Genomic DNA, 22,991 nt, shown 5'->3' on the forward strand with positions numbered 1-22,991 from the left:
CGGGGCCCAGGGCGTCGGAAAGCAAAGATTGCGCTATTGCGCTCTGGGCCCCGGTTTTCGCCGGGGTACACAGCATTGATGGCAACTATCAGCCGAAAACAGTCATTTCACCCGGACCGCCCAGGAATAATCCCATCGAAATTGCCACCCATCCTTAACGCTTCGCTGCTAGGCTCGCTGCCGATGACGGTCCATCCCGCCTTTCCGATCAACGGCATCGCCGTGCCTGCCGACGACGCGCCGCTGACCGTCCGTGTCGTCGATCCGCTGGCGCTGTCGCCGCCGCTTGCCGAGGCGTGGGACCGGCTGGCGGTAGAAGCGAGCGAGCCCAATCCCTTTGCCGAGCGCTGGTGTCTGCAGTCGGCGCTACACCTGCTTGATCCCGACCGCCACGCGCGCCTCATCCTTGTTCGCGATGGCAGCGACGGGCCGGTGATCGGCGTTATGCCGCTCGCCCCTGCCGCCCATTACGGCCGCCTGCCACTGCGCCATGTCGATAGCTGGGCGCATCCCAATCATTTCCATGGCGCGCCGCTGGTCCGCGCCGGGTTCGAAAATCTTTTCTGGTCGATCCTGCTCGGCTGGTGCGACGCGGCGCCATGGGCGAAGACCTTGCTGCACCTGCCGCGGCTGACCGAGGACGGGCCGCTCCACCGCGCGCTCGTCGACGTTGTCCGGATGCGCGGCGGCGAGGTCGAGGTGGTCCACCGCGAGGAACGCGCGCTGCTCGAAAGCGACCTGTCGCCCGATGCCTATTGGGAGGCGGCGGTGCGCGGCAAGAAACGCAAGGAGCTCCGGCGGCAGGCGAACCGGCTGGCCGAGCAGGGCGCGGTTGCGTTCCGCCGCTGGCAGGCCGGCGAACCGCTCGATCCGTGGATCGATGCCTTTTTGAATCTCGAAGCGCGCGGCTGGAAAGGGCGGGCGCGATCGGCGCTCGCGAGCCATGGCGATACCGAGGCCTGGTTCCGCGCGATCCTTACCGGCGCGGCCGACGCCGGCAAGCTCGACCTCCGCGCGCTCGATTTCGACGGCCGGCCGCTCGCGATGCTGGTCAATTTCCTCTGCCCGCCGGGCGGCTTTTCGTTCAAGACCGCCTTCGACGAGGATTATGCGCGCTTCTCTCCCGGCGTGCTGCTCCAGCAGGCCAATCTCGACCTGCTCGAAGACAACCGGATCGCATGGGTCGATAGCTGCGCTGCGCCGGGCCATCCGATGATCGACAGCGTGTGGCGCGAACGCCGCCACCTCCTGTGGGTCAATGTGCCATTGTCCGGCGCCGCGGACCGCCTGCGCTTCGCCCTTCTCACGAAACTCGAACGCGGCTGGCGGCGCTGGAAGCGTCCGGCCCCCGCTGTTGAAGAATCACAGGACCCCGCATGACCATGCACCAGCCGATTGCCCGTACCGTATTTTCCGCTGAAACGCTGGGCCGGATGGAGGAACTTTATCCGCAGCAGGCGGGGCTGCTTCATCACGGCCTGCGCGATCATCCGTTGCTGTCGCTGGAGGCGCTCGCGGTGCTCGGCGAAGGCCTGCCGGCGGGGCAGGTCGAATATAACCCCGGCGACGTGCCGATCGGCATCCGGCCCGAGGATGTGCCGTCGAACGGCCTGTCGATCGGCGAGACGATCCGCACCATCGACTCCAACCGTAGCTGGGCGGTGCTCAAGAATATCGAGAGCGAGGAGGCCTATCGCACCCTGCTCATGGACCTGCTCGGCGAACTCAAGCATGTGGTCGAGCCGCGCACCGGCGCGATGCTGACGCCGCAGGGTTTCATCTTCATCTCGTCGCCTGGATCGATTACGCCGTTCCACTTCGATCCCGAACATAATATTCTGCTGCAACTTCGGGGCACGAAGATGATGAACGTCTGGCCCGCCGGCGACGAACGCTTCGCGCACCGCCGCGAGCATGAACGCTATCACACCGGCGGACATCGCAACCTGCCGTGGGAAGAGGCCTATCGCGAAGGCGCGCAGCAGGTGCCGCTTTCCCCCGGCGATGCGGTGTTGATGCCGGTGATGGCGCCGCACTTCGTCGCCAATGGCGACGCGCCGTCGATCTCGCTGTCGATCACCTGGCGCAGCGAATGGAGCTACCGCGAATCCGAAGCGCACGCCGCCAACGCGGCGCTCCGCCGCATGGGGCTCGATCCGGCGATGCCGCCGCGCTGGCCGAGCTATGCCTGGGCGAAGACGGTCGGCTGGCGGGTCGCGCGGAAACTTCGGCTGGTGTCGTGAACCATATTGTCGTCACCCCGGATCAAGTCCGGGGCGACGAAGAGGGCAGAATCTCAAACTGGGCCGTCCGTGACAGATTGCTTCCCATCGGCGCGTTTTGGAGCTATGGGCGCCCATCCTTGTATTTCGAGCCCATAGAGGATTGATGGCGAAAGAAGAACTTCTGGAAATGCGCGGCCAGGTGGTCGAACTGCTGCCCAACGCGATGTTTCGCGTCAAACTGGAAAACGACCACGAGATTCTGGGTCACACGGCCGGCAAGATGCGCAAGAACCGCATCCGCGTTCTCGTGGGCGACGAAGTGCTCGTCGAACTCACCCCCTATGACCTGACCAAGGGTCGGATCACCTATCGCTTCAAGTGAGCGGCGCGGCGACTATGCCCGTGCTCGTTCTGGCTTCGACTTCGCCGCGCCGGCGTGAATTGCTGGCGCGGATCGGCGTGATTCCGGCGCGTATCGCTGCGCCCGACATCGACGAAACGCCGCGCAAGGGCGAGCTGCCGCGCGACTATGTCGCCCGGCTTGCCGAGGGAAAGGCGCTGGCGATCGAACGCGCGCCGCACGAGGTCGTGCTGGCGGGCGACACGACGGTTGCGGTGGGGCGCCGCATCCTCGAAAAACCCGCCGACGAGGCCGATCTTCGCCGCATGCTCGGGCTGTTGTCGGGCCGGCGGCACCATGTCTGGTCGGGGCTGTGCGTCGTCGGCACTGACGGCCGGGCGCGGGTGCGCGTCGTCGATACGATCGTCGCCTTCAAGGCGCTGAGCGCCGCCGAGATCGACTGGTATGTCGAAAGCGGCGAAGGGATGGGCAAGGCGGGCGGCTATGCGATCCAGGGCCGCGCCGAAACCTTTGTCCGCTTCCTGTCGGGCAGCCATAGCAACGTCGTCGGCTTGCCGATGTTCGAAACGGCGACGCTCCTCGCCAGCGCCAGAATCGCACTTGGCTGAGTGGCTGTACGAAGCCGGGATCGGCGAGACGCGCGCCGCGCTCGTCGAGGATGGCGAAATCATCGAAGCCCGCGTCGAGCGTGACGGCGACGGCCCGCGCATCGGCGCGGTCGTCGCGGCGCGGCTGGTCGAGGCGGGGCGCGGCGGCAAGGGCGCGCTCGTCGCGCTCGACCGGCCCGGCGAGCCGCAGGCGACACTTGCGGTGGTGCCGCCCGCAACGTCGACCGGCGCGCGGCTGGTCGTCGAAATCACCCGCATGGCGCTTCGCGAACGCGGCCGCGACAAACCCGCGCGTGCAGTGCTGGCGGAACCGGACGCACCGCTTGCCGACGGGCCGGACCTGCGCGCGCGCATTGCGGCGAGCGGCGTTGCGGTTACCGAGGTGCGGCCGACCGGCCCCGACCTGCTCGAACAGGCGGGCTGGTCCGAACTCATCGACCACGTCCGGGTTGGGCACTGGCCGTTTGCCGGCGGCGCGCTGTGGGTCGACGCGACCCCGGCGATGGTGCTGATCGATATCGATGGCGACGGCGACGCCCTGGCGCTCGCCAAGTCCGGGGGAAAAGCAGCCGTCGCGGTGATCCGTTGCTGCGATATCGGCGGGTCGATCGGGATCGATTTCCCGTCGCTGCCCGACCGGGCGGGACGGCAGGCGATCGACGCGCTGGTCGACGCGGCGTTGCCGCCGCCGTTCGAGCGCACCGCGGTCAACGGCTTCGGCCTCATGCAGATCATCCGCCGCCGCGAACGGCCGTCGTTGATCGAACAAATCCGGTTCGATCCGGTCGCCACCGATGCGGCGCTGCTGCTGCGGCAGGCCGAACGCGCGGCGGGGACGGGAACGCTCCGGATCGCCGCGCGTCCTGCGGTGATCGATCATATCGCCGCGAACCCCACGTGGATCGATGCGCTGCAGACACGGACCGGACGGCGCGTCGAGCTGGCCGCCGACGTCGCGATGAAAGGAGCGGGTCATGCCCAGTGAAACCGGCGCCAAACGCCGCAAGTGCCCGCTGTGCGGAGCGCCGCGTGTCGACGAGTACAAGCCTTTCTGCAGCCGCGGTTGCCGGGACCGGGACCTCCTGAGCTGGTTCGGCGAAGGCTATCGCGTACCCGTCGACCAGCCGCCCGACGGCTCCGCCGACGACGACCGTTTCGACGAGGGCTGACCCGCGAAAAAAGCGGTCACAAAGCCACTGGACAGGATCGAAAGCCCTGCCTATAGCCGCCGCTCGCAGCGCGGCCGACCGGCCGCAGCGGCCTTGCCCGGGTAGCTCAGTTGGTAGAGCATGCGACTGAAAATCGCAGTGTCGGCGGTTCGATCCCGTCCCCGGGCACCATTTTCCACCCAAGGACATTCAGGCGCGTTTCGCGCGGCAGTTCACGCGTTCGCTCCCTTTTCGGCAACGCCAATGACGTCGCCTTCTTTTTGAATAATGTGCACTATTCGGCGGGTTTTCGGGTTTTCTGTGCGCCGACAAATATACTTACAGTCGATTCTGAAATATGTTATTTAACCTAGTTGTCTGGGTCGCATCGCTACTTGGTATTTTTCTGCCTGTCGACGGGGTGGGGACCTTGACGCAATTGGCTGCGATATGCGTGTCCTGATAATAGAGGACAATTTCCGGCTGGCGGCGCTGATCGGTCGCGGCATCGCGAACTGCGGCTTCAGCCCGGACATCGTTTCCAGCATCGGCGACGCGGAAGCAGCATTGGCGGACGCCAATTATGATGCGATCATCCTCGATCTGGGATTGCCCGATGGCGACGGACTGGCATGGCTCCGCCAGGAACGGTCGAAAGCGCCGCTTGCTCCGGTTCTCATTCTGACTGCCCGGGACGGCCTGGGCGACCGCGTTGCCGGGCTCGACGCCGGCGGAGACGATTATCTGATCAAGCCGGTCGAGATCGAAGAACTCGCGGCGCGTCTGCGCGCTTTGCTCCGCCGGCCGGGACCGCGCGGACAGCCGGTGATCCGGATCGGCAGGCTGACGTTCGACGTCGCGGCGAGGTCGGGGGCGATCGACGGCCGGACGCTCGAACTCACGCGGCGCGAAGCCGATCTGCTCGAGTTGCTGGTCCGTCGCGCCGGGACAGTCGTCCGGAGATCGATGATCGAAGAGGCGCTCTATCGATTTGACGAGGCGGTGACGCCGAACGCAGTGGAAGCGATCGTGTCGCGTCTGCGGCACAAGCTGAACGATGCCGATCGACCCGATGTGCTGATTACCGTGCGCGGGATGGGATATATGATCAGGGACAGCGGCGCTTGACCGCGCCGCTTTCCGTTACCCGCCGCCTCACGCGCGGGATGAGCTGGATCGGACTGTTCGGCGGATTGTCCCTGATCGTCTTCGTCAGTTTCGATGTCGAGGTCATGCTGGAGCAACGATCGGCCGAAGAGGGCTGGCGGGGCGAATGGCTCGAAATAGCCGAGCATGTCGTCCTGCCGCTCATCGTATTGATGATGCCGATGTTCATCGCGGGGCGATGGGTCATTCGCACGTCGCTTGCCCCGCTCGGGATCGCTGCGGCGCATATCGATGCCGCCGCCGGCACCGATCGCGGGTTTCGCCTGAACGTCGACGACCTACCGGTCGAGACGCAGCATTTCGCGCACGCGATCAACAATCTGCTCCGGCGGCTCGATGACGCGGCGGGGCAGCGCGAGGCTTTCGCGGCCAATGCGGCCCACGAACTCCGTACGCCGCTCGCAATATTGATGGCGGAACTCGACAGGCTGGAATCGCCGGATGCCGCTCGCCTGAAAAAAGATGTGGCGGCAATGAACCGGCTTGTCGGCCAGATCATGATGATCGCGCAGGTCGAGGCGCATGTCGCAGCCCCGATTGCCCGCGACAGGGTGTCGCTCGAGCAGGCGGTAATGAACGTCATAAACCGTTATGCGCCGATTGCGGCGGCGCAGGGCAAGCATATCGAACTGCGGGTCGAAAGCCGTCCCGTCGTTCGCGGTATCCGGGAAACGATCGTGGCGGCGGTCAGCAATCTGGTCGACAACGGACTGCGGGTGACGCCGGTCGGCGGAAATGTCGTCGTCACCGTAGGTCCGGCGGCGCAAATCGGGGTTCACGATGGGGGCTGCGGGCTGTCGCCGACGGAATTGGCTATACTCAGCCAGCGCTTCGCGCGGGGCGATCATGCCAGCGCGAGCGGTGCGGGGCTCGGTCTGGCGATCGTGGCGCGGATCATGGAAATCCATCGCGGAGAACTGGCGACCAATCCTCACCGGCAGGAAATCCGGCTGTCGTTCCCGGAATTGGACGATATGGATCAATAATTGTCCCAAATAAAATCACATCCGTCAGGTTGGCGTCAGAATAGCGGTCTAAGTTAACTCTTTGGCCGAGTCGTATTGTGTAAGGAATATCCTCCCGGATGGGTCGCAACGCCGGGTAGAGGCCTTATTGAAAACTGATATGCGACATGTGCCGTGGGTAAATGGGATACCCGGTTGGGGGCGGTACCATGGCAAATGATTCAGGCGCGGTATTGATTGCGGACGATCATCCGCTCTGCCGTGCAGGTTTGACAACGATATTCAGGCGGGATCTCGGCGTTCCGGAGCTCTGGGAAGCGCAGGATTTTTCGACCGTGCTGGCGAAAATCACGGCGCATCCCTCGATCGGTCTGGTGACCATTGATCTGGATTTGCCGGGGCTTCGCGCCGGGGCGGGTCTGCGCGATCTCCGGATGAGATTCCCGGCCGTGCGGCTCGTCGTCGTCGCGGCCGACCGCGACCGTGAACGGGTGCTCGATTCGCTTTGCGCAGGGGTGCACGGCTATATTCCGAAGGACCTGCCGGTCGACGAGATGCTGGCGGCGCTTCAGATGGTGGTGGCCGGCCAGATTTTCGTTCCGGCCCTGGTTTCCGACCTCGCGGCACGGAAGGAACACGGGCACGGCGACGATGTCGCGATGCATGACGGACCGCTGACCGACCGGCAGTTCGAAGTGCTCAATCTGCTGGCCGCCGGGCGTTCGAACAAGGAAATCGCGCGCACGCTTCATATCGCGGAAGGAACCGTGAAGGTTCATATCGCGGCCGCTTTCCGGATGCTTGGCGTACATAATCGGGTGAGTGCTGCAGCAGCGATGCGCGCGCGGGCATCCAACGATGGCGCGATTGATACTTACCTGCCGGGCCTGTTCGACGAACAGATAAAAAGGCCGATTTTGGAGCGCGCGCAAAACAATGTAGCGCATATTTCGTTCCGGCGCTGATCCCGCGCCGCTCTCCAGCCTTTTCCCTAGGGGGCCGCCTAGAGGATGATGGACAATGTTGAACGCCCTTATCGTCGAAGATGATGCCGAGGTTGCGGCAATATTGCGGGACCTTGTCGAGATCGACGGGCGGCTTCGCGTTGTCGCGATTGCCGACGATGCCGCGTCGTCGGCGCTCGCCGTCACCGAACACCGGATCGATTGCGCTCTCGTCGATATCCAGCTTGCGCATCAGTCGTCCGGCTATGGTATCGCGTGCGATCTGACCCGCCACGGCATTGTCTGTCTGTTCGTCACCGGGCATGCGCCGCCATTTCCCATTCCCGAATTCGCTCTGGGCTGCATCTCCAAGCCCTGGAGCGTCAACGCCGTATCGCACGCGCTCGACGCTATCGTGGCGGCGAGGGGCGGCGGGGAGGGCCCGTCTGCGCCGGCCACCGGATCTTCGGGATTTCAGCGTTACTGACCATCGCGCAAGGGCGATGACGGCAGGGGCGACCTCCGGTCGGCCGGTGCCGGCGCGCGCTGTATAGAGCCAGCGTAATATATCGAAAGTAATAGATATCTATAACGCCGGAATATAGAAAATCGAAAAGGTAATAGTCCGTCAGTCCAACTCGACGACCTTTCGCAATTAGCGATAAGTTTCATCCCGTTAGATTTGAAACCCGGTGCGCTGTGTGCCGGGCGGAAGCGGCCTGTCGATGGCCGTTGATCCAGATTCGCATCAGGGAGGAACACCATGGTCACGTACATCCGTAGCGATCTCGATTTCATTCTTGAACAGATCAAGATTGCCGAAGCCCATGCGGCCGGTCAGCCGCTGTACGGACCGGGCGGCCTCGTTCCCGCCTATAACCTCTCCTTTGGCTTGCGTACCGTCGATGGCAGCAACAATCACCTGCTTCCGGGGCAAGAAAAGTGGGGCGCGGCCGATGTCGAGTTCCCGACGCTGCTCGACCCCGCATATCGGCCGGCCGACGGCACGCCCTTCGATCCAGACGGCCCCGGGGGCGCCCCCGCGATGCCCACGCAGGCCGATTATAGCCCGTCCAACAACCCCGGTTCGCTCGTTTTCGATCAGAATCTGCGCACCATCTCGAACCTGCTCGTCGATCAGACCCTCGGCAATCCGGCTGCGGTGCTGGAAGGGCTGGAGCGGGCAGGAAGCGCGGATCCGTTCGCCGACCTCGCCGCGATCACGACGATCTATCAGGCCTTCAAACCGGCTGCCGAAGCCGAATATCAGGCCCGCGTCGTCCGGGATAACGCGCAGGTCGCGGTGACTGCGGCCGACGATGGCGATGCCGGAACCAATACCGCAGCCGAGCAAGCCGCGGCAGCAGCGCTTGCGGCGGCAACGGCGACGCATGATGCGGCGCTGGCCGACCTGAATGCGGCGCGGGCGGTACGCGACGCCGCGGTCGAACCGTTTGGGATCACCATGGACGGCGACAATGTCAGCCTTCCGAACACTTCGCCCGACGGCGGCCTTTCGGCGCCCTTCAACTCGTGGTTCACCCTGTTCGGCCAGTTCTTCGATCACGGCCTCGACCTGGTCAACAAGGGCGGCAGCGGCACGGTGTTTATTCCGCTCCAGCCCGACGATCCGCTCTATGTCGAAGGAAGCCACACCAACTTCATGGTGTTGACGCGCGCGACGGTCTCCGCCGGTGCCGACGGTGTCATGGGGACGGCCGACGACGTCGGACCGGTCAACACCACGACCTCCTATGTCGACCAGAACCAGACCTATACCTCGCATTCCTCGCACCAGGTCTTCCTGCGCCAATATGTCGTCAACGCAGACGGCCACCCGGTCGCGACGGGCAAGCTGATCGAAGGCGGCGGCGCGTCGCCGGGCGGCATGGCCACCTGGGGCGAGGTCAAGGCGCAGGCGCTGATGCTGGGCATTGAACTGACCGATCAGGATGTCGGCAGCGTCCCGCTGTTGCGCACCGACCAATACGGCAATTTCATTCCGAATGCCGAAGGTTATGCGCAGGTCATCACCGGGATCGGCGCCGACGGGATCCCGAATACCGCCGACGATATCGTGATCTCGGGTACGCCCGATGCTCCCGTCGCGCTGACCGCGGCCATTCGCACCGGCCATGCCTTTTTGGCCGATATCGCGCATGACGCGGTGCCCAACGGCCTTGCCGACGGCGATATCGAGATCGGATTGCTCAATCCGGGCAACAATCCGCTCGTTTACGACAATGAACTGCTCGACGCGCACTTCATCGCCGGCGACGGCCGCGTGAACGAGAATATCGGCCTGACCGCGGTCCATCACGTCTTCCATTCGGAACATAATCGGCTGGTCGAGCATACGAAGGATGTAACGCTGGCCGACGCCGCGCAAATGCTGGCGAACGGCGCGACCCAGGCGGAAGCGGTGGCGTTCCTCAACGAATGGCTTATCGACGATGTGACGACGGTTCCGGTCGGCCAGGCGGCGATCGATGCCCTGGTGTGGGATGGCGAACGCCTGTTCCAGGCCGCCAAGTTCGGCACCGAGATGCAATATCAGCACCTCGTCTTTGAAGAATTTGCGCGCAAGGTGCAGCCGCAGATCGATCCCTTCGTGGTTCCCGACGGCTTCGACACGACGATCAATCCCGATATCGTCGCCGAATTCGCGCACGTCGTCTATCGCTTCGGCCATTCGATGCTGACCGAGTCGATCGATCGCTTCGATCCGACCTTTACCGAAGACGATATCAGCCTGATCGAGGGCTTCCTCAATCCGGTCGCGTTCGACCAGAACCACGGAGTCGCCGACGGGCTTGCTGCGGGCGACATCATTCGCGGGATGACGCGCCAGGTCGGCAACGAGATCGACGAGTTCGTGACCAGCGCGCTGCGCAACAATTTGCTCGGCCTGCCGCTCGACCTTGCGACGATCAACCTCGCGCGCGGTCGCGACACCGGCGTACCCTCGCTCAATGCCGCGCGGCGCGAGTTCTACGAGGTCACCAACAATGCCGCGGTGCTCAAACCCTATGAAAGCTGGGTGGATTACGCCGGCAACCTCAAGAACGAGGCTTCGATCATCAACTTCATCGCGGCCTATGGCACGCATCCGCTGATCACCGGCGAAACGACGGTCGAGGGCAAGCGCGCCGCGGCGATGGCGATCATCTTCGGCGTCGATCAACAGATTCTCGACGATCCGGACACCCCGGCGAACGAGGCGCGGACGATCACGGCGCCCGCCGACGCGGTCGACTTCCTCAACAGCGAGGGGGCCTGGGCAAGCGGCCCGGACGGGGTGACGACGACGGGTCTCGACAATGTCGACCTGTGGATCGGCGGCCTCGCCGAAAAGATCCTGCCGTTCGGCGGCATGCTCGGCTCCACCTTCAACTTCGTCTTCGAAGTGCAGATGGAGCAGCTCCAGAACGGCGACCGCTTCTATTACCTCCAGCGCCTCGACGGGCTGCACCTGTTCGGCGAGATGGAAGCGAACAGCTTCGCCGCGATGATTATGCGCAATACCGACGCGACGCACTTGCCGTCGGATGTTTTCTCGACCCCGGGACTGATCCTCGAAGTCGACCAGTCGCGGCAGTTCAACGACCTGAACGGCGACGGCGTGCTGGAAAGCATCGATCCGACCGGGGGCGGTATCCTGACCCCGCTCGTGGTGCGCAACAACCCCGGCACCGTCGGGCCCGACAGCAATTATCTCCGCTATACCGGCGGTGAGCATGTCGTGCTCGGCGGCACCGAGGCCGGCGATATCATCATCGCCAGCGAAGGCGACGACACGATCTTCGGCGACGGCGGCAACGACACGCTCGAAGGCGGCGCCGGCAACGACATCATCAATGCCGGGACGGGCGACGACGTCGTCCGCGATCTCGGCGGCGACGACAATATCAAGCTCGGCGACGGCCACGACGTTCTCAACACCGGGCCCGGGCTCGATCTCGTGCTCGGCGGTGCCGGTCAGGACTTCATCGTCTTGGGGAATGACGCGGGTTCGGAAGTGTTCGCGGGCGAAGGCAATGACTTCATCCTCGGTAATCTGACCGCCGAACGCATTCTCGGCAACGAGGGTGACGACTGGATCGAGCACGGCACGTTCGATGGTGCGCCCGGCGACAATTTCGACGAGATTTTCGCGCGCGACGGTGTGGTTGGCCACGACGTATTCTTCGGCCTCGGCGGCTTCGACGAGTTCATCGCCGAAGGCGGCGACGACATCATGGTCGGCAGTCCGGGCCGCGGAAAGCTGGCCGGCATGTCCGGCTGGGACTGGGCGATCTACAAGGACAATACCTTCGGTGTCGATGCCGACCTGACGCGCGGTATCGTGTTCGACGAGAACCCCACGCCGCCGATCAACGCGACGCAGGACGCCTATGAATCGGTCGAAGGCCTGTCGGGGTCGCGGTTCGACGACATCCTGTCGGGCTCCGACGTCACCGCGGCCGAACGGGCGCCGTTCAATCCGGATCCGCTGCTCAGCGGGTCGGAAGGTTACACCGGCAGCAACCTCGATGCGGCGGGCATCGCGCGGATCGCCGGATTGCAGGCTGTCGTCGGGACAGGCGTAACGTCGTACAATGCGGGGGACATCATCCTCGGCGGCGACGGGAGCGACCTCATTCGCGGCAACGGCGGCGACGACATCATCGACGGCGACAAATGGCTGAACGTGCGGATCAGCGTTCGCGAGAATATTGGCCCCAACGGCGGCACCGGCGCGGAAATCGCCACTGCCGACAGCATGACGCAGCTCGTCACGCGCATGTTCAACCGGACGTTCAATCCCGGCCAGTTGACCATCGTACGGGAAATACTGACTGCCAACGGCACCGGCGATACTGATGTCGCAGTCTTTTCGGACCTGCTGGAAAATTACGACATCACCTATAACGCCAACGGCACGGTCACCGTGGCGCATGCGCGCGGTACCCAGGCCGACGGTACGGACACGCTGCGCAACATCGAAATCATGCGTTTCCTCGATGAAGATGTCACCATCGATACCTCGGCCACGGGCGCGCCGGTGATCAATGATTTGACGCCGACGGAGGGGCAGCAACTGACGTTGAACACGACGGGGATTGCGGATGTGAACGGTCTGGGGGCGTTCAGCTACCAGTGGCAGCGGTCGGTGGACGGCGTGACGTGGATCAACATTGCCGGGGCGACGGGGTCGACCTTTACGCCGGACGATAATCCGGGGCAGGTCTTCGGCGACCAGGCGGGCCAGCAGCTGCGGGTGGCGGTGAGCTTCACCGACGGCAGCGGCGCGGCCGAGCAGGTGTTTTCGGCGGCGACCGGGCCGGTCGGGGTCAACTGGAGCGGCAATGGCGGCAACAACACGCTGAACGGCACGGCCGGCGACGATATCGGCGCGGGCGGCGACGGCGGCGACACGCTGAACGGCAATGGCGGGGCCGACCTTCTGAACGGCGGCGGGGCCAACGATACGCTGAACGGCGGCGCGGGCAACGACACGCTGGTCGGCGGGACCGGTGCCGACCTGATGACCGGCGGCGCCGGCAACGACAGCCATGACGGCGGCGGCAACAGCGATACCGCGATATTCGCCGGGGCGATCGGCAACTTCGGCTTCGAGACCGTCGGCACCTCAATCGTCGTCACCGACAATACGGGGACCGAAGGGGTCGATACGCTCGCCAATGTCGAGGTGCTGCGTTTCAACGGCGTCAACTATGCTGTGACCGCCGGCACCGGCGGCAACAACAACAACCTCAACGGCGCGAACGGCATGGCGGGGTCGCAGGCGGTGTTCGGCTTTGGCGGCAACGATGTCGCCAACGGCGGCGCGGGCAACGACTTCATCCATACCGGCGACGGCGACGACCGGATAAACCAGACGGGAGGAACCGGCGGCCGCGACATCGTCAACGGCGGCAATGGCACCGATACCTATGTCCTGAACGGCGTGGCCGGGGCGGAGACCTTCCGCATCTATGCGCGGGCCGCGGCCGAAGCGGCGGGGATCACGGGGCTCAATGCCAACACCGAGATCGTCATCACCCGCAACGGCACGGGGAACGCCCAGGTGATCGCCGAACTCGACAATATCGAGGAGATCAACATCAACGCCCTCAACGTCTCTTCGCCGGGTGGTGTCGCCCCGGGCGGATCGGGCGCGAACGGCGGCGATACGATCCAGGTGATCGGCGACTTCAACCCCACCAGCCTCAACTTCAACACCATCACGGTGAACGGCGGGCAGGGGAGCGATACGGTCAATATCTCCGGGCTGACCTCCGCGCACCGGCTCGTGTTCAACTCGGGCGGCGGCAACGATCGTGTGGTCGGGGATCTGCGCCCGCAGGATGTGGTCGACCTCGGGAACGGCCGCGGCGACTTCGCGGGTCTCGCGGACCTCGGCGGATGGTTCAACCGCGGCCACCTGTTCGATCAGGTGCGGCTGCTCGAGACGCTGCGCGATCACGGGTTCGAACCGGAGTTCCGGCAGATCGACCTTGGGCACCTCGATCATATGTTCGGGTAAAGAGCTTGGCGCCGGTCCCTCCCATGGCCCCCGGCCGGCGCCATTTTCCCTTTCGGTAATCGAGGGAGCATAAGATGCGCCTGTTCTGGATGCCGGTACCGCCCGCATTGACGAACGCCGTGCGGGCCTGCCGGGGCCACTTCATGCTCGCTGCCGCTTTCAGCGCGCTGATCAATATTCTCTACCTCGCTCCGACCATTTACATGATGCAGGTCTACGACCGGGTGGTCCCGACGAACGGCGTCCTGACCCTCGTCTTCATCACCCTCGTCGTCGGGGCTGCGATCGCGACCCTGTCGGCGCTCGACGCGGTCCGCGCCCGGTTGATGATGCGCGCTTCGCTGCGCCTCAACCGCCTGCTGTCGGGCGATATCCTCGACCGCCTGCTCGCGCGGAGCCGGGCGAAGCCCGGCGATCCCTCGACCCAGCAGGCGATGCGCGAGTTCGACACGCTGCGCCAGACGCTGGGCGGTCAGGCGGCGACGGCCCTGTTCGACGTGCCATGGACGCCGCTTTACCTGTTTGTCGCCTTTCTGATCCACCCGATGCTGGGGGGATTGGTGCTCGGGGCCGGCGCGATCCTCATCGCGCTGGCGATCACCAACGAACGGGGCAGCAAGGCCAAGGCGGAGCAAGCGCACCAGGCCAATGCGCGCGCCTATGAAGCGCATGAGGCGACGCTGCGCAAGGCCGAGGTGGTGCGGGCGCTCGGCATGCGCCGCGCGATGGTGGCGCGCCATATCCGGCAGCGCAGCGCCGGGCTCGATGCGAGCGCTGACCTCCAGTTTTCCGGCAGCCGTTACAATTCGCTCGTCAAGTTCGTGCGCATGTTCATGCAGTCCTTCGCCTTGGGGGTCGGTGCCTGGCTCGCGATTCACGGCCAGATCTCGGTCGGCGCGATCATCGCTGCCTCGGTCCTGCTGAGCCGCGCGCTGCAACCGATCGAACAGCTCGTCGGCGCCTGGCCTAGCATCGTCCAGTCGCGCCAGGCGCTGCAAACGCTGGACCGCTTGTTCACAAACGCGCCCTCTGCGCCCGAAGCGCGCACGACCTTGCCCGATCCCGAAGGCTTTGTGGAACTGGACCGGGTGGTTGTCCGCAACGCCGAGGGCAGCGCCATCCTGCTCAAGAATGTTTCGCTGAAACTGGCGCCGGGCGAAGTGCTCGGCGTCATCGGGCCGTCGGGCGCGGGCAAGACCACCTTGGCGCGCGTCGCCGCCGGCGCCCTGCCGCCCGACTTCGGTGAGATCCGCATCGACGATGCCAGCACCGCCGACTGGGATCCCGAAGCCCTTGCCCGGCATATCGGCTATCTGCCGCAGGATTGCGCGTTGCTGCCCGGAACGGTCAGCGAGAATATCTCGCGCTTTGCCGGCGCGCGCGGCGTCGAGCAGCCGGTCATCGATACAGAGGTCGTCAAGGCGGCGCGCATGGCCGGAGTCCATGAGCTGATTCTGCGCCTGCCCAATGGCTATGATACCTGTATCGAGGGCGGCGGGCACCGGCTTTCGGCGGGACAGGCGCAGCGGGTCGCGCTCGCTCGCGCCCTCTACGGCAGCCCGCGCATCCTGATCCTCGACGAACCCAATTCGGCGCTCGACAGCGATGGCGAGGAAGCCCTGTCGCGGGCGATCGCCGCCGCCAAGATGCAGGGCGCCGCCATCATGATCGTCGCGCATCGCGCCGCCGTCCTCGCCAATGCCGAAAGGCTGGCGGTGCTGACCGGAGGCGAGATCGTGGGCGTCGGGCCGCGGGGCGAAATCTTCGCCGCGCTGCAAAAATCGGCGCCACCGCCGAATGTCGTTCCGATCAACGAGGGGGTACGGCCGTGAACGAAGCATTGTGGACATCGCCGGTCGCGGCGGATGCGATTGATAACGACAGCAGCGACAAGCCGCATCGCGAATTGCGGCTCGGCGCTGCCATCGTGGCCGTGTTTTTCATTGGCTTGCTGGGGTGGGCAGCCGCCACGCCGCTCGATGCCGCGGCATCGGCGCAAGGCTTTGTCGCGGTTTCGGGAAATCGCCAGGCGGTCCAGCACCGTGACGGAGGCATCGTCACCGCACTCCATGTCGTTGAGGGACAGTTGGTCGCCAAAGGTGAACCGCTGCTCAAAATATCGGCCTCCGAACTGATCGCCACCGAACGCGGCATGACCGGCGAGGTCGTCGCCCTGCTGGCGCAGCGCGCGCGGCTGGTCGCCGAACAGAACGGGTTGTCGAGGGTCGCCGAGCCCGCCGAATTCGCGTCCTTTGCGCCCGCCGACCGGGTGCTCGCTGCAGAGGCCTTGCGCGGCCAGCGCCGGTTGTTCGAAGCGCGGCGGGGCTCGCTCCAGACCGAGCGCGGGGTGCTCGGCCAGCGGATGCGCCAGCATGCGGAGCAGATAAACGGCTATGCCCATCAGATGCGCTCGAACAAGGAGCAGCAACGGCTGATCGGCGAAGAACTCGACGGGATGCGCACGCTGCTGCCCAAGGGCTTCGTCTCGATCAATCGGGTCCGCGCGATGGAGCGTGACGCGGCGGCGCTCGACGGCAGTTATGGCGCCTATCGCGCCGACATTGCCCGCTCTTCGGAAGCAATCGGCGAAGCGCGGATGCAGGTCGTCGCGCTCGACAGGCAGATGATGGAGGAGGTCGCGACGCAGATGCGCGACGGACAGATCCGTCTCGACGAATTGCAACCCAAGCTGGTTGCGTTGCGCGAGCAGCTCGCGCGATCGACGGTCAGGGCCCCCGCCAGCGGCCGCGTCGTCGGTCTCAAGATCTTCACGGTCGGCGGGGTGGTCACGCCGGGCGAGACGTTGATGGAAATCGTCCCGCAAGATCGCATGCTGGTCATTGAGGGGAAGGCCTTGCCCACCGACGCGGACGATCTGGCGCCGGGAATGACGACGCAGATTCGCTTTACCGCGCTTCAGGAACGCAATCTGCCGATCCTTGTCGGCAAGATTTCAAAAGTGTCGGCCGACAGTTTCGAGGACGAACGGACCGGAATGCGCTTTTTCAACATCCAATTGCTCGTCCCGCCCAGCGAGCTGGCAAAGCTGCGGCAGGTCCGCCGGGACGGCGGGCTGCGTGCCGGCCTGCCGGTCGACATCATGATCCCGCTGCGCAAGCGGACTGCGCTCGCCTATCTCGTCGAACCGCTCGGCCAGACCTTGTGGATGGCAGGCCGGGAGAATTGATGTCGTCGAATTGACGCCTCAGCCGCGGATTGCAGCAATCGTCGTGACGAACGGACGACGCGCCAGCGACATCAGGACCGCCGCGACGATCCATGCCGGCAGGCCGACGAGGACCATAGCGGTCAGCAGCCCCCGATCGGGATCGAGCAGGCCCGACATCGCGCCGACGATCATCGGGGCGAGGCCGGTCGCTATCGCGCCGGAGATGCCCAGCAACGACAGCAGGCGCGAGCGCAGGTGGGGCGGTGACAGTTGCTGCAAGACGCCGGGCATCAACGCGCCCGTCGCGAGCAGGAGTGCGACCTGGACGCCGACCGCGGCATAGATTTGCCACGGCTGCCAGGCGAACAGGATGAACAAGGTCGGCAGGCTGGCGACCGTCAGATAGAAGCGGGCTGTCCGCAGGGGCTTGAGGTCGGCGTCGCCGCGCAGCAGCTTGATGCCGATCGGCGCCATGATCAGGCCGGCGATCGAGCCCACCCCCATCGCGAGTCCGAGCTGGACGCCGACCGACGCCGCATCGATCCCGTCGAAGGCACGCGGCATCGCGACGGGCAACCAGGCGCCCACCGCGCCAAGCGGGAGGCTGTAGGCAAAGATGGCGCCATATATGGACGCGATCGCACGCCAGTGTTCGCGTAGGAAAGGCAGGATATGGTTCAGGGCGGGTTCGCCCTCCACAGCGACGCGGCCCGAATTGCTCGTCATCCGGATCGTCGTCAGCAGCAGGACAAAGAGCGGGCCGGGCGCGGCGACAAGGATCAGCGCGACCCGCCAGCTATCCATGCTGGCAAAGAATGCCGGCAGGGAGCCGTGGTTTGCCTCGAGCAGATTCAGCGTCACGCCGCCAAGCGCCAGACCCAAGGCAGCGCCGAGCAGGGCGACGGCGAAGAAGATGAAATTCGCGGTGTTGCGCTGCCGTTCCGGGAACAGGTCAGGCAGCATCGAGAAGATAACCGGCGTCAGCGCCGCTTCGCCGATCGCGATCCCGGCGGCGGCTGCGAAGATGCCGGTAAAGCTGGTCTGGAAGGCGCAGGCGGCGGTCGAGATCGACCAGACCATGATGCAGCACCCCAGCACCAGCCGGCGGCCGAAGCGATCGGAAAGCCAGCCGATCGGATAAGCGGCGAGGCTGGCGAAGAAGGCGAAGCCTAGGCCCTGCAACATACCGAGTTGCAGGTCGCTGATGCCGAGGTCGCGCTGCAATGACGGCGCGATCAGGTTGATGATCTGCCTGTCGACAAAGGCGAACAGCGTGGTGCCGATCAGGATCGCGAGGGCATACCACGCCGACGCGGGAGCTTTCGCCCCCGCACCGGCCGCATGATCGCCGGCCTCTGTGGCGGCGGCTATTCCGGGATGTGCCAATCCGGTCATGACCGGAACTCGTTCTGCGTTCCCGAATCGCTCGCCGCCTCGTGCATGCCTTCGCCTTCCTCATCGTCTGTGCCGGCCTAGCAGATGCAGCGGGTCCGTGTGGCCGGGGAACCGATGCCGAATGGCATTATCCTTGTTCAGAATCGTCCGCTCGCGCTGATCCCGATCACGCGCGGGCGCTGCTCGACATTTTCCGAAAAGAGCGCGAAGGGGCCGGTGATGATCGGCGCATTCTCGTCGAACAGGTTGTTCGCGAATAAGGCGACCTCGACCGGCCCCGCCGCCACGCCGATGCGCAGGTTGACGATATCGCGGCGCGGCCGTTCGATGATCGGCGTCGGCTGGTTGCGCAGGGTGAACTGGCCCTTGCCCGCGTGCTGGTAATCGATGCGGAAGATGCCGGTGACATTGCCCGAAAGCTGGGGACGATAATCGAACGATGCCGACCAGCTGTTGCGCACCGCCGCGTCGACCGGGTCGCCAGGCGCTTTGTCGGCGGTCGCCTGGTCGAACTTCAGATTGTTCCAGCCATAGGTCGCGGTGAGCGTCAGCTCCCGGACCGGCCGTACGGTAGCGGAAAGATCGACGCCCCAGCCCGACACATGCCCTGAATTGTTGACGATGAGGAGCACGCCGCCGGGAGCGAAATTGTTCGACTGCACGTCCGACCATGTGCTGCGATAGACGCTGGCGTCGAGGATCAGCTTGTTCCCGAACAGCTGGTGCTTGGTGCCCAGCTCATAGGTCCAGATCTTGTCGGGCTCGAATGACGGGGGAACGTCGATGATGCCGCCGCCAGCCGAGGTCTGGTTGAAACCGCCGCTGCGGAACCCCTTGGCGACATTGGCATAGATCATCGAGTCCGGCGTGAATTCATAGCTGACGTTGACGCGCGGATTGACCGTCTCGAACGTCGCGTCGCCGGTATCGGTCGTCGTGAGGCCGAAGTTGGTGCTGCGGACATTGCGCTGCTTGTGCTCGCGATAATAGCGCACGCCGACGATCGCTTTCAGTTGCGGCGTAAAGGCGTAATTGGCTTCCCCATAGAGGGTGAAGGCCTTGTTCTCGCGAAAATCGTCGCTGGCGATGATCGCAAAGGGGAGCGCGCCCGGCGCGTTGAAGGTCCCGCCATATTGGTGGATGTTCGTGCTGTTGTACGACGCCCCGACCTGCCAGCCGAGCGGGCCGTCGCTCTGCGACGCCAGCCGCACTTCGCTGTTGAAAATTTCATAGTCGGTCGCCGCGGCGATCCCGATCTGATCGATGAAGCCGGGCGGCAGGCCGAACACGCCGACCAGCGCCGGCACGAACGCGTCCGAAAGGTCGAATTGCGTCACATTGCGCCGGTCGATCCAGCTTGCCGACGTCGTGAGTTCGGCGAAATCGAGATCATAGCCGATCTTGCCCTGAACGAGCGTGTAGCGATCACGCAGCGGCGACGGGAGGACGGCGCTTGTCCGGTAATTTATGCCATTGTCCTGATTGTCCTGATCGATTTTTTGGTAGAGGCCCAGCAGCGACAGCGAGAAACGGTCGTTCGGCTGCAACAGGAAGCTGCCGCGCACTGTGTAGATATCCGCCGAATTGACGTTGTTCTCGCCGGTCGCGACATTGTCGATGAAGCCGCCGATGCGTTCGTAACCGGCGACAAGGCGGATGGCCGCGACATCGGTGGTGAGCGGCAGGTTGAGGACGCCAACCGCCTTGTAATTGTCCGCGCCGTAACGCGTCGTCGAATATTCGCCGTTGAACGACCCGCTCACCGCGTCGAGCCGCGGAGCGGCCGGAATGTAACGTATCGTGCCGCCCATCGAGCCCTGTCCGTATAGCGTTGCTTGCGGGCCGCGGAGCACCTCTACGCGTTCGAGGTCGAGCATGCGGACGTTGAACCCGTCGCTGATCGAATCGAGCGCGAGCGGGGTTTCGTCGAAATAGACGCCGACCGTCGACGAGCCGATGGTGGTCGCAATGCCGCGGAGCTGGACGGTCGAGCGGCCAGCGCCGGTTTCATAGGTCGAAAAGCCCGGGACCGAATATTGCAGGTCCTTGAGGTCGGTCGTCCCGCGCGCCGCAAGCTCGTCGCCGCTCACCGCGCTCACTGACAGGGGAACGTCCTGCAGCCGCTGCTTGTAACGCTGCGCGGTGACGATGATGTCGCCCGGCAGGCTGTCGGTGCTTTCGGCGGCGCCGCCGGCGGTGTCCTGTGCATGGGCGGCTACCGGAAGCATTGCGGTGCCGGCCATTAAGGCGGCGATCCATCTGGTCATAAATATTCCCCATTTTTTCTGTCATTATCGAACGGCCCGATCCCCGGGGTTCTTGGTCGCAAGCTAATCTTCGACCGCTTCCAGCGCTTAGCCGAACGTACGAAACTGTTCGGACATCGTCTGAATCAGCGCGTGTCGGGTTAGTCGTCGAGCCCCAGCTGGTGGGCGAAGAAAGCGAGGTTATCAGCGGACATGCGAACCTTCTGTGCCTTGCCGACCGATCCGTGCCCGGCGTCGGCGCGGACGCGGAGCAGGATCGGCAGGTCGCCGGTCGAGGCCTGTTGTACGCGCGCCGCGAATTTGCGCCCGTGCCAGGGCGGGCAGCGGGGGTCGTTCGCGCCGCAGTCGATCAGCATCGCCGGGTAGGCGAGGCCATCGCGGACATTCTGGTATGGCGACCAGCGATGGATGGCCTCCGCCATCTCCGGATCGGCGGGATCGCCATAATCGAGCGAGGAGACCATCGTGACCGGGTCGCGCACGCGGGCGAGGACGTCGGTGATCGGGACGACCGGGATGCTGGCGCGATAGAGGTCGGGACGCTGCACCGCGACCGCAGACGCCATGACGCCGCCGTTCGAACCGCCGGTGACGCCGAGCCTTTCGGGCGCGGTGATGCCGCGCACAATCAGATCCTCGGCGATCGCGTGAACGTCGTTGAAGCTGTTCTGCTTAAGCTTCATCCGTCCCTGTTCGAACCACGGCGTGCCATGCTCGCCGCCGCCGCGCAGATGCGCAAGCGCGACGACGCCGCCGGCTTCAATCCACGCCGCCCACTGGGTCCCGAGCCAGCCCGGCGCCACCGTCACATTGAAGCCGCCATAGCCGGTGATCACCGTCGGTTGCGGTTTGGTGCGGTCGAGATCCGATCGCGCCACGACATGATAAAGCACGCGTGCGCCATCGGCGCTGCGGCAATCGAGGTCGCAGATCTGCACATCGAGCCGGTGTTTCGGCTCGCCGAGCTTGCGGGTTTCGCGCGTCGCGAGGTTCGCGCCGTAGAGCGCCGGTGCTTGATCGAAGGCGGAGAAGACGAAAAGGATTTCCCCATCCGCGGCGCGCGCGATCGGGTCGAGCATCGTTGGCAGCACCATGTTGGCGCCGAAGCTGTTGACCATGCCGCGGCCGGGCAGGGCGATCTCGCCCTCGAAGCCGCCATTCTTGCCGATCACGCGGAGGCGCGAATAGGTGTCGATCCATTCGAGTAGAACGGCGCGGCCGCCCGTTACCAGCACGAAGGCCAGCACATTATCCGAGGCCGGGACGATCTCGATCCAGGTGTCGCGGTCGGCCGGGGTCGCGAGCGGGATCGCGACGAGCCGGCCGCGCGGGGCGCCGGCGTCGGTGATGGCAAGGAAATGGTCGCCGAGGATATCGCCGCGGAAGATACCGGGGACACCCTTCAGAAAGGGCTGCCAACCCGCGTCACCCTGCGTATCGAGGATATAGTCGAGCCGCGGCGCGAGATGGTCGAGCGCCAGCACGATATGACGGCGGTCGGCGCACAGGATCGGCCGCGCGACGGGGTGGTCGAGGACGACATCCTCGGCCGGCGCTTCCGACGGCGAGTTTAGCAAGAGGCGCCGGAGCGCCGGTTCGCCGGCGAGCGCGGCATCGAGCGCGAGATAGAGGAAGCCGCTGCCGTCGGGCAGCCATGCGAAATTCTGCGGTTTGCGGTGCGGCAGACCGTCGACGATTGTCGCGCCGGTGTCGATGTCGATGACGCGGATATCGGGCTCTTCGCGGCCGCCCGCTGTCCACGCGAAGATCGCTTTGCGGCCGTCGGGCGAGGGGTGAAACCCGGCGAGGTGCAGCGGTTCGCCGGACCGCATCGCGTTGAGATCGACGATGCGCCGGCCGGGTTCGCCGGGCCCTGCGCTGACCTCGACCACCGCGAGATCTTGATCCTCGGGCACATGGCGCCGGAACCAGCGCCCGCCCGCGAACATCGGGACCGTCACGTCGTCGGTTTCGCCGATCGCCTGCAGCCGATCCGTAAAGGCCCCCGACGCAGGCAGCGCGGCGAGATGCGCCTGCGCATACTCGTCCTGCGCGCGTTGCCACGTTGCCACCACAGGGTCGGCGTCTTCCTCGAGCCAGCGGAACGGATCGTCATAGCGTACGCCGCCGAATTCGACGGTCTCGGGGCGGCTCTCGGTCGCGGGATAGGCGGGATGCGTGGAAAGAATATCTGTCATGTTGCTCGCTCCGTC

At 65.0% G+C, this 22,991-nt stretch carries 16 protein-coding genes and 1 tRNA gene; 14 read left to right on the plus strand and 3 right to left on the minus strand.

Features of this window, described 5'->3' with window-relative positions; all coding sequences use genetic code 11:
- Positions 1-183 precede the first annotated feature (183 nt).
- From AN936_RS04475 to AN936_RS04540, 14 genes are all read left to right on the plus strand, one after another.
- Entirely contained in the window at positions 184-1,380 is a 1,197-nt protein-coding gene (locus AN936_RS04475; RefSeq protein WP_054587086.1) for a GNAT family N-acetyltransferase, read from the plus strand.
- Entirely contained in the window at positions 1,377-2,243 is an 867-nt protein-coding gene (locus AN936_RS04480; protein ID WP_054587087.1) for a cupin-like domain-containing protein, read from the plus strand. Before AN936_RS04475 ends, AN936_RS04480 begins: the two co-directional genes overlap by 4 nt.
- Positions 2,244-2,388: 145 nt before the next feature.
- Positions 2,389-2,607 carry a translation initiation factor IF-1 gene (gene infA, locus AN936_RS04485; RefSeq protein ID WP_010162480.1) on the plus strand — a complete coding sequence of 73 codons (219 nt, stop codon included), beginning with the start codon at positions 2,389-2,391 and terminating at the stop codon, positions 2,605-2,607.
- Positions 2,608-2,621: 14 nt separating this feature from the next.
- Positions 2,622-3,194, plus strand: a complete 573-nt coding sequence (locus AN936_RS04490; protein ID WP_054587088.1) for a Maf family protein — start codon at positions 2,622-2,624, stop codon at positions 3,192-3,194.
- Entirely contained in the window at positions 3,187-4,179 is a 993-nt protein-coding gene (locus AN936_RS04495) for a ribonuclease (RefSeq protein ID WP_054587089.1), read from the plus strand. The genes AN936_RS04490 and AN936_RS04495 overlap by 8 nt, the downstream gene beginning before the upstream one ends.
- Complete coding sequence (locus AN936_RS04500; RefSeq protein ID WP_054587090.1) at positions 4,169-4,363, plus strand: DNA gyrase inhibitor YacG; 195 nt, start codon at positions 4,169-4,171, stop codon at positions 4,361-4,363. Before AN936_RS04495 ends, AN936_RS04500 begins: the two co-directional genes overlap by 11 nt.
- A gap of 95 nt (positions 4,364-4,458) precedes the next feature.
- A tRNA-Phe gene (locus AN936_RS04505) sits at positions 4,459-4,534 on the plus strand.
- Between the two features lie 258 nt (positions 4,535-4,792).
- The gene (locus tag AN936_RS04510; protein WP_054587091.1) at positions 4,793-5,470 is read left to right on the plus strand and encodes a response regulator transcription factor; all 678 of its coding nucleotides are present in this window, start codon (positions 4,793-4,795) and stop codon (positions 5,468-5,470) included.
- A complete protein-coding gene (locus AN936_RS04515) occupies positions 5,467-6,495 on the plus strand; it encodes a sensor histidine kinase (RefSeq protein WP_201782965.1) in 1,029 nt (342 codons plus the stop codon). Before AN936_RS04510 ends, AN936_RS04515 begins: the two co-directional genes overlap by 4 nt.
- A gap of 188 nt (positions 6,496-6,683) precedes the next feature.
- On the plus strand, positions 6,684-7,439 hold the full coding sequence (locus AN936_RS04520; RefSeq protein WP_158500041.1) for a LuxR C-terminal-related transcriptional regulator: 756 nt from the start codon (positions 6,684-6,686) through the stop codon (positions 7,437-7,439).
- A 55-nt stretch (positions 7,440-7,494) separates the two neighbouring features.
- The gene (locus AN936_RS04525) at positions 7,495-7,905 is read left to right on the plus strand and encodes a response regulator (protein ID WP_054587094.1); all 411 of its coding nucleotides are present in this window, start codon (positions 7,495-7,497) and stop codon (positions 7,903-7,905) included.
- Between the two features lie 276 nt (positions 7,906-8,181).
- On the plus strand, positions 8,182-13,947 hold the full coding sequence (locus tag AN936_RS04530; RefSeq protein WP_054587095.1) for a peroxidase family protein: 5,766 nt from the start codon (positions 8,182-8,184) through the stop codon (positions 13,945-13,947).
- Between the two features lie 89 nt (positions 13,948-14,036).
- Positions 14,037-15,779: a type I secretion system permease/ATPase gene (locus AN936_RS04535; RefSeq protein WP_257719802.1), complete on the plus strand. Its 1,743-nt coding sequence runs from the start codon at positions 14,037-14,039 to the stop codon at positions 15,777-15,779.
- On the plus strand, positions 15,776-17,134 hold the full coding sequence (locus tag AN936_RS04540; RefSeq protein WP_084758172.1) for an HlyD family type I secretion periplasmic adaptor subunit: 1,359 nt from the start codon (positions 15,776-15,778) through the stop codon (positions 17,132-17,134). Before AN936_RS04535 ends, AN936_RS04540 begins: the two co-directional genes overlap by 4 nt.
- A gap of 18 nt (positions 17,135-17,152) precedes the next feature.
- Here AN936_RS04540 and AN936_RS04545 read toward each other — a convergent pair whose 3' ends face one another.
- From AN936_RS04545 to AN936_RS04555, 3 genes are all read right to left on the minus strand, one after another.
- Positions 17,153-18,511 carry an MFS transporter gene (locus tag AN936_RS04545; protein ID WP_054587097.1) on the minus strand — a complete coding sequence of 453 codons (1,359 nt, stop codon included), beginning with the start codon at positions 18,509-18,511 and terminating at the stop codon, positions 17,153-17,155.
- Positions 18,512-18,648: 137 nt separating this feature from the next.
- Positions 18,649-20,778 (minus strand): TonB-dependent receptor, encoded by a 2,130-nt coding sequence (locus AN936_RS04550; protein WP_084758173.1) that lies wholly within the window; start codon positions 20,776-20,778, stop codon positions 18,649-18,651.
- Between the two features lie 140 nt (positions 20,779-20,918).
- Positions 20,919-22,976 carry a prolyl oligopeptidase family serine peptidase gene (locus AN936_RS04555; RefSeq protein ID WP_158500042.1) on the minus strand — a complete coding sequence of 686 codons (2,058 nt, stop codon included), beginning with the start codon at positions 22,974-22,976 and terminating at the stop codon, positions 20,919-20,921.
- Positions 22,977-22,991 lie beyond the last annotated feature (15 nt).

The organism is Sphingopyxis macrogoltabida, from assembly GCF_001307295.1.
In the GTDB taxonomy this organism is placed as follows: Bacteria; Pseudomonadota; Alphaproteobacteria; order Sphingomonadales; family Sphingomonadaceae; genus Sphingopyxis; species Sphingopyxis macrogoltabida_B.